This window comes from Paraburkholderia sp. 31.1 (assembly GCF_014397645.1).
In the GTDB taxonomy this organism is placed as follows: Bacteria; Pseudomonadota; Gammaproteobacteria; order Burkholderiales; family Burkholderiaceae; genus Paraburkholderia; species Paraburkholderia tuberum.
In genome coordinates this window covers 1-9155 of record NZ_VZQN01000095.1, presented here as the reverse complement: position 1 = coordinate 9155, position 9155 = coordinate 1, and the positions used below count along the sequence as shown (strand labels likewise).

Sequence of the window (9155 nt, the reverse complement as noted above, 5' to 3'; positions counted from 1 at the left end):
TGATCGCCATCTCCTGCAATGTGATCTCCTCAGCCTTCACAAGCTTCACACGGCATTTCATCGACACCTCGGTACCAGGGAAAAATCCAGGTTACCGAAATCCAAGCAGTTTTACCAGGAACACTTAACGCTCTCAACATAGTCATCGGGCAACGAGAATATAAATGATCCATCAACCGACAGCATGTAGTAGGTATGTTGAAACGGTTTATCGACAACGCATATTTTACTTGTATGGGACTCAATCGTCTGTGACTGGCAATTTGGCTCATCAGCATACGACGCATTGACAAGGAAACTCAAAAATAAGCTAGCCAATATTCTTTGATTCATAGCGTGGACAACTCCGGTAAGCGGCCCTTACGGACCGCATTTCGTTATTTATCTTCCTCATCCGCCTTCGTTTCGTAGCTCTTGCGCGCCTTCTTGTAGCTGTTATCAAAAGGCTTGAGGTGCATCATTCGCGCCCTGCAAGCCATTCCACCTACAGCCGCGACGCCAAAACCGAACAGAACCGGGATAACGCTCCATCGCGATGGCGGCGCATACTTAAAAGATGCGAACATGATTGCTACCCCAATAATTATCAGCACCACACTAAACCACCACGTTAGATTTCCATCTTCAATAATTTTCACTTGCTCCCTCCGTCTACGAAGTTGCTCCACGATTTATTGAAGAAATTCTGGATCGCGGTAGCAGCAGAAGTATTATTAATGGCGTTTACCGTTTCATTCACCGCGGGCGCCAATCCCGGATACTTGCCCCCAACCGCATTTCCGGCGATCCCAGCGATGTTATTCTCATAGTACTGACCTACATTCGGTTGTACCAACTGACTGACGCCATCGGCTGCCATACCGAACGCTGTCGCTACAAATGTCGCCGAATCGAACACAGGCGTGTAGGGTGATGGGATGGATGCCGCAGCCGCGGTCGCTGATCCAAATCGTCCAGCAGTAGTCGATATCATCGTAGCCACGTCCGCAGTAGTGCCGCGCACGAAATCAAGGTCTGATTGACCGAAATTGGTAAATGGTCCGGTCACGTTGATCGAGCCGCCAGTGCTGCCCGACGGATACGTAAATTCGCTAGGCACCTGCCCCGGCGACACGCTGTTGTAGTTCGCCAGAATATAGCTCTGCAACGCGGCATCGGACGGCGCAAGTATTTGCGTCAGGACCGGCTGTCCGTTTGCAGTCGTCCCGGCAGACATCCATCGAGGTCCAGAATCGGTAGGCGTCTGGCCCACCAGGGTAGCTGGCGCACCCGATGTAGTTGTGCCGTTGACGCTCATATCCATCTGGCGCATCTGGTCCTCGATCTGCGCTACAGTGTATTTCCCGCCGCTTGCATCGGACAATTGCTGCGCGAGCGATTTCTCCTTGGTATCCAGTTGACGATTGTAGAGGTCCACGTTCGTTGCGGTTGCCGCGCCCGCTGTTCCTCCACCGACCAGTGCGCCGCCCACGTTCGCTACGACGTTCGCGGCAAGGTTGCCCAGGAGGCTCGAACCCGTCTCCGCCGTGACGCCCTTTGAAAGGCTTTCCAGCTGGTCTGCCATCTTCGACGCAAGGCCGGCGCCGAGCCCGCCACCAACCGCCGTGAATACGCTGCCGCCGCCGAGGCCGCCAATGAGCGCGCCACCTGCCGCCTGCAATATGGCGCGGCTGTCCCCGCCTTCATCCCACTGCTTGGCGTTGGCCACGTCAGTCGCATACGCGGCCCAGTCGCCATTCGCTGCATCTATCTTGGCCTGGTCAACGGCCGACTTGCGCTGGGCATCGGCATACGCGCCGATCCCTTGCGCGACGACCTGGCCTGCCGCCTGGGCGGCCTGCATCGTGTCGGCCTGCTGAGAGAGGATCGTATTCACGTCCGGCGTTTGAGCGACCGTACCGTTCGTGTTCGTGGTGTCGCGGCTCAGGGTCGCCACGTCCTGCTTCTGCCCGGCCTGGTTGGTGATGTTGATCGAGCCTGCGCTGATCGCGCTGCGCGTCGTCGCATTCGAATCACCGCTCTCATTCTGCGAGATCATCGGCGACACGCCACCTGTGCCGCTCACCGAGCCAGGCCCAATCGCCTTACCGGTATTACCGACGCCCACACCCGCGCCGATACCGTTGCTGGACGCGCTGTAGTGCGACTGGTTCTGGATATCGCTGTACGTGAGCGTACCGGTCGCCAGCGAATTCTTCGACGCATCGGCATCGCTGGCAATCACCGCACCCGTCAGGTTCGTATTGCCCTTGACGTTGATATCGAAGCCACCGCTGCCCGCCTGAATGCCCGCCCGTTCGTTCACCTGCGCATAGTTCGAATCGGCATGCCCGTTCTGCGCGCTGAAGCTCGCGCTGCCGCCGCCCTGGCTGATGCTGAAGCCGCCGCCCGCGCTGCTCTGGTGTGCGGCGCTCACTGTCGTATCCTGCACGCTCTGGATGTTCAGGTTACCGCCGACTTGCGCGGTCACCTGGTTACCGCTGACCTGCGATCCGATAATGTTGGTATCGCCCCCCGAAACGATGGTCACGCCGTTCGCGCCGCTTACGTGTGACGCGTTCTGGATCGCCGCATTGCTGTTGCCGTCGCCGTGCGCGTTGGACATTGACGCCGAGACGCCGAAACCCTGCGTGCCATAGGACACACCGACGCTCGCGCTGCTCGATTTGTTCGTGCTGGCGGTCGTGTCCGTGTCCGTGGTGTTGACGATGTTGACCTGATTTTTCGCGGCGAGCACGACATCGTTCGCGCTCACGTTCGAACCCGCGATTGTCAGGTTGCCGCTGCCGGGCGTGCCGTCGCCAGCTGCCACGAAAGCTGCGGTGCCGCCCGCCTGAACGTTCGAACCCTTCTGCGTCGTCTGATCCTCGGTGAACGTATTCTTGCTCTGACTGGAACCGAAGCTCAACTGCACGCCGATGCTCGGCGCGTTCGGCCCGGTTGCGCCGCCCATCACACCCGCTGCACCCATACCCGCCATCGCCGCATTGCCGCCCGCCGCAATGGCGTGCAGCGCCTCGGCGCGGCCGTTGCTGTTGCCGCTCGCGAGCGCCTGGCCCTGCTGGTACGCACCGTTGATCGCATCGCCCACGCTGCCCGACAGGCCGAGTGTGAAACCGCTCTGCTTCACCTCCTGGGTTTCGTCGTGGTGCGAGGTGTCGGTCGCCGCATCGATGATCACGTTGGCCGCCGTGCCCGTGACATTCAGGGCTGCCACGAGATCGCTGCCCGTTACGTGCAGGGTGTTGCCCGCCTGAATCGAGAGGTTGCCGTTCGTGCTGCCGACAAGGCTGGCGTTGTTCGTCACGCTGCTGTCATGCGTAGTCTCCTTCGTGTCGCTATTGCCGTAGTTCAGGCTCACGCCACCACCGCTCATCGCGCCGAAGCCCGACTTCTTTTCCTCATAGAACGAACTGCTCTGACTCGTATCCTGCGTCGTGGTGATGTTCACGTCATGCACGGCGCTCAGTGAGACATCGTTTGTCCCGACGATCGTGCTGCCCGCGACGTTGATATCCTTGCCGCTTGAGATCGACACGCCGTCTGCAGAAATCATGCTGCCCTGCGAAAGCGTCGTCGTCGTGTTGCTCGAACTCGATACCTCCTTGCCGCTTACCACGTTGCTGTGGCTATGCTGCCCCTGGAAATTGTCGACATAGGTCGTGGTGGCCGCGCCGATATTAACGTTGTTCGCAGCCGCAAGCGTGGCCGTCCCCTTGTCGAGGTTGATCGTGCTGCCGATCAGGTTGATATCGTTTCCCGATGCGACGGTAAGCGAATTGCCGGAATTAAGCGTCGTCGCCGTCAGCGTATCGGCGGACGTGTGCAAGGAGTCTGAATTGCTGCCGTGACTGTCGCTGACCGAGCTGTTGCTGTCGACGGTCGAGGTCGCTTTCGCCGCCTGGAGCGTCACGTCGCCGTTCACCGCGATCGTCCCGCCGCCGCCGAGATTGATATTCGCGCCCGTCGCGGTCAGATTGCCGCCTACGCCGATCTGCGAAACGCCGCCAACATTCACGGAACTGCCGTTCGCGCTGTTGAGGTCCGTATCCGACACGCCGTTCGCGCCATGAACCACCTTCTGCTCGCCGGTCTGAACGGTGCCGATGTCGTAGTTGCCGCCCACGGCCATGCCGAGGTTGCCGCCGACATTGAGATTGGCCCCGTTCTGCTCGAAGTTGCCGCCTGTCACAATCGCGGTGTCGCCTGCCACGCTCACGCTCGCGATGGGGCCCAGCGTGGTCGTGGTTCGCGTCGCCCCTGTTGCGCTGACCTGATTGACGGTGTTCGTCGCCGTATTCAGCAGCAGGTTGCCGCCTGCATTCAGCGCGAGGCTCCCGGCCTTTACGGTCGCCGAGGTCAGGTTGACATCGCCCGTTGTCGCCAGCGACATGGGGCCACCGCTTTGCAAGGTGCCGAACGCGTTGTCTACGGACTGGCCGTTGATCGTCAGCGAATTGCTGGCCTGGATCGTGCCGCTATTCGTGAAACTCTGCGCGTTCTGAAGATCGATGTTGGTCGCCGCGATGAGCGGCCCATTCATGTTCTGCTGACTGGCCTGCGCGAGATAGACGACCGGCACGAGCACCGACTGCCCGTCCACGATCTCGGTCTGCATGATGACCACGTTGGTCGTGAGCGCGGCGACCTGCTCGGGCGACAGCGCCACTCCGAGCGACAGATTCAGGGATTCAGCGAGCGATGCGCCTGCTGCCAGCATCGCTTCGTACATCGACTGCGTATCGGTGTAGGGGCCGAGTACGGCCTTGCCGGTCAGCGACGTTATCTGGTTCTGCACGAGCTGCTGCTCGTACAGGCCGTCGCCGAGGCGCTTTTCCACCGTCTGGGGATTCAGGCCAAGCTGCTGGAGATAGTAGTCGCTGGAAATGAACGATTTCGCGTTCGTAAAGGCCGGGTTCGACTCGATCAGGTACGGCGCGTTCGGTGCCGTGTCCGGTCTGAACAGTCCGCCCTGCGGGATCGTCAGGTTGCTCAGGACGTTCACCGCCGTGGCGCGAGCAATCGCCGGATCGACCTGGACGGCGCTGCCGCCGACCCCGCCGACATTCACCCCGCTGACCGACTGGCCGGGTACAAGCCCGAGCGATGGAATCCCCGCATTACCCGCCGTGTTGTTGACGCTCACGCCTGTACCAGAAATCGTGCCACCGGCCGTCCAAGTGGATTCGTAGTCGGGCAGGCCGTAGACGCGAACGTCAGCCGGTGCTACCTGGTAGCCGCCCGGATTGGAACCGACAAACGGCGCATTGCCGAACGGCAAGGTCCAGTTGTGTTCGCTGTTGTCATAGTTGTTGTAGTGATAGTAGCCCGAGTAGGTGACCTGTACCTCGGGCGCGAGTTGCCCGCGCCAGCTATCCGCGTCGAGCGAGACGGGCATCGCAATGTTGCCCGCGGCGGCGACGGCGCTCCAGTAGTTCTGGAACAGCCCCGTTTTCGACGCGTCCAGGTTGCCGCCCGCAATGATCTGCGCCTGCGGGCTGATGGACGCAATCAGGTTTGCTACCGCCACGCCCGTATAGGTCGTGTACTGGTAGCCGCTATTCCACTGGCCGCCGTGCGGCGGCACCGTGTACACACCGCCAATCATGGTCAGGAACGCCGGGTTATCCGGGGTGGTCCAGCCCACATCCTGACCCGAGCACGCGGCCATGTTGACCGCAGTACACCCGGACAGGCTGATGCCGAGCTGAGCGATCAAGGACGGATCGACAGACTGATTCAGCCCCGTCGTGGTCATCGTCGTCCGCGTATTCGTGACCTGATTGGCGGCGAGCGTCATGTCGCCCGCCGACTGGATCAGCGCCGACTGGTTGCGGATAAGATTCGCGTTCGTGTAGTTGCCGTTCGCATCCTTGCCGCCTGCGAGGACGACATTGCCCAAGCCGAAAATCGCGGTCGTCGCCTGCGTGTCGGTGGCCGTGGTGTCGTCGCGGTTCTCGATGTCGGGCGCGAGCAGTTCCAGCGTGCCGCTGCTCTCCGTCGCGCCAATGAGCGCGGTTGGTCCTACATTCGAAATGCTGCTGGTGGCGTTCAGCGACACGCTGCCGCCGACTATTGCACCGGTGTTTTCCAGCGTGTTCGAGTGCGTGATGAGCGTGCCGCCTGCCATCATCGCCCCACTGTTGGCGATGTCGTCCGCGTTGATGGCCAGGTTATCGACCGCCTCGAGCGAGCCGGAATTGCTGAACGTGCCGGGCAGCGTAAAGGTGAGGTCGTGACCGGCCATGAACTGCATATCCGGCGTCGGCGCAAAATCGCCCTGAACATTCACCGACACGTCATTGGCCGCGCTGTATGCGCCGCCACCCGTGAGCGTCGCGGCATTCAGCAACAGGTCGTGATCGGCTCCAATCTGGCCGTCGGTGTTCGACACGGCCCCGCTCGCCGAAATGACGACATTGCCGCCCGAACCGGCGAAGGTGCCAATCTTGCCCCCCGTGTCATCGAGCGTACCGGTCTGGATCGCGACATTCGCGCCACTGACCTGGCCGTCCTGCGTGTTGGAGATGGAAGACGCGCCGAGCTTCACGGACCCATTACCTGCGATCAGGCCGCCACTGTTCACGATCTGGCTGCCGCCCTGCACGGTGGTGTCTCCCGTGCCGAGGTTGCCGATGAGCCCGTCTGTGCTGTCGATGGAAGCCGCCTGAACCGAGAGCGAGCTGGCGTCGCCCGCAGCGCCGGTACCTGACTGGATCTGGCCGCCCGTGTCCGTGAGTGCGCCGCCGCTCGCGAGCGAGATCGACGACAGCGAACGTACCGCCCCCTGCGTGTTGTTCACGTCGCCTGCGACGCTGGCCGCGATGGCCCCCATCGCAGCCAGCGCGCCGGCCTGATTGTTGAGGCTGCCGGCGTGCACCGAAAGCTGCCCCGCCGTGATCACCGTGCCGCCCGCATTTGAAAAGGAACCCGAGCCATTACCCGGATCAATCGCGAGAGTGCCAGTTCCCGCGTGGGTGATGGTGCCACCATCATTTTTCAGAACCGCCGGGGCGAGCGTGAGGTCCGTGCTGTTCGTCTGGACTTTCCCGCCCGCAGAGTTATCGAGCGTTCCCGAGACGGCCACGGTCATCGCTGACGTGCCAGTCTGCGTGATCGTGCCTGCGTGATTGAGGAGGTTCGTGGCGTCAAGCGACAGTTGCGCCGCCTGGGTGACGCCACCGCTGTTGTCCAGCGTCGTGGCGCTCACCGCCGCCAGCTGACCGGCTACGATCACGCCGCCGCTATCGGTAAGTTGCGCCCCGGCATTGATGGTCGCATTGTTCTGCGCCTGAAGCGTACCCGCGTCGTTGTTCAGGGACTGCGCGTCAAGCTGGAGATCCGTTTGCGCGCTGACCGTGCCGTGATTGACAATGCTCCCGCCTTGCAGGGTCACGGCACCATTGCCGCCAATCACGCCACCCTGCGCACCACCGGCGGTGGTGCCTGCTGCGTTCAGAAGCTGCCCCGTGGTCGTGACTGACAGGCCGTCTGCGCTGAGCGACGTTATCCGGCCCGCACTGTTGTCCAGCGAGGCTCCGGCTACCAGCACGCCCGTGGCGCCCTGCATGGCCCCCTGGTTGTTCGAAATGTCTCCGCCGCGTACCTGCATCGCACCCTGCGAAACCATTTCGCCGCCCTGATTCGCGATCTGTCCCGAAGTCTGTGCGACGAACGCTCCCTGCGAGGACATGCCGCCGTTCTGGTTCGACAGGCTGCCGGCGTCAAGCGTCATGCTGCCGCCGGCCGTCAGCGTTCCCCGGTCATTGACCAGCGCACCTGCAGCCTGCGCGTTGACCGCGCCTGCGGCGCTCGTGGTCGCCCCGGCGAGGTTCACGTCGCCCGCGTATGCCGCCAGCGCCATGTTGCCGTTCGCCGCCGTCTCGCTGCCCGCGAGATTCACGCCGCTGCCCGAGAGCGTCGCATTGCCGCCCGCCATGTTCAGGCCGCTGGCATCAAGCTGGCCCGATGCGGAAAGCAGCAGGTCGCCGCCGCTGCCCACCGAACCATCGCCATTCACGCCCGCGCCGAGCGTGCCGGTCGATGCAACGCTGCCCGCAGTGATCGACGTATTCTGTTGTGCCGCAACGGTGCCACTGTTGGTAACGGCTCCCGCCGTGCCAATGGAGGTATTGCCTTGGGCGTAGATCGTGCCGCTGTTCGCGACGCCCGCCGCGTTAATTCCGAGATTGCCGCTCGCGTTCATCGTGCCGGACTGTACAAGCTGGCCCGCGCTCGTGAGTATCAGATCCCCCGCCTGCGCAGCGATGGTACCGGCATTCGCAACCCCCACGCCGTTCTCCGTCCCCACCAGAACGATGCGGTTGCTGTACATGCCACCCAGTTGCGACACGTCGATGGAAACGCCGGGAGCGGGGCCACTTCCTGCAATCGGCGTTGGAATCAGGCTCGTGTAGTCGATGCTGTTTGCGCCCGTCACAACATGCATTGACTTGCCATATATGGCTGCATTCACCTGCAGGGCGCGGGACAATAAGTCCACTTCATCAATATTTGAAGTGTTCAGGCCCGCCCCTTGGACAGTAATCATGCCGCCCGTTACACTGAAACCCGTCAGATTGCCATTGCCGTCGATCAGCGGATTACCAGTCGTTAAAATTCCACGTGCGGTGTTGATAAAGCCGCCGCCGTCCACGACCAGGCCGGAAGCGTTCGATATGATGACATCCGCCTTTTTCCCCGCGACCTCGACATAACCGCGCAATAGCGACGGATTATTGCTGTTGACCTGGTTGACGATTATCTTTGCGGCGTTGTTCGGTCCGAAGTTCGGATTACCCGATATCTGTCCGGCGAGTTGGGTGTTCGTATTAACGGGCGAATTATTGAGGATCGCGCCGTTTTTTTGCACATCGAACTGCGAGTACGTATTCACGGATATGCCCGCATTCGACGGTCTGTTCACGTTCACCTGTGGTAGACCATTCGCCGTGCTGATGACGCCGGGTGCATGTGCGCCACCGGGAACGATCTGCGCGTACGACGTGACGGGCGCAAGACCGAAAATAGCTAGGGAAACGCTGATTAATGGAACTCGGCGGTCATCGCTCACGTAGCCGAAGACGTTATAGAAGGCAGCTCACAGAACGGACTCACGAGGATGAAGAGGCAGATCGGCTTCGCGGAAGCGGAAA

At 61.4% G+C, this 9155-nt stretch carries 2 protein-coding genes; both read right to left on the bottom strand.

Features of this window, described 5'->3' with window-relative positions; translation table 11 throughout:
• Positions 1 to 377: 377 nt before the first annotated feature.
• Complete coding sequence (locus tag F6X37_RS34730) at positions 378 to 638, bottom strand: hypothetical protein (protein WP_187614533.1); 261 nt, start codon at positions 636 to 638, stop codon at positions 378 to 380.
• Positions 635 to 8932: a hemagglutinin repeat-containing protein gene (locus F6X37_RS34725; protein WP_410451533.1), complete on the bottom strand. Its 8298-nt coding sequence runs from the start codon at positions 8930 to 8932 to the stop codon at positions 635 to 637. The genes F6X37_RS34730 and F6X37_RS34725 overlap by 4 nt, the downstream gene beginning before the upstream one ends.
• Between the last annotated feature and the right edge of the window lie 223 nt (positions 8933 to 9155).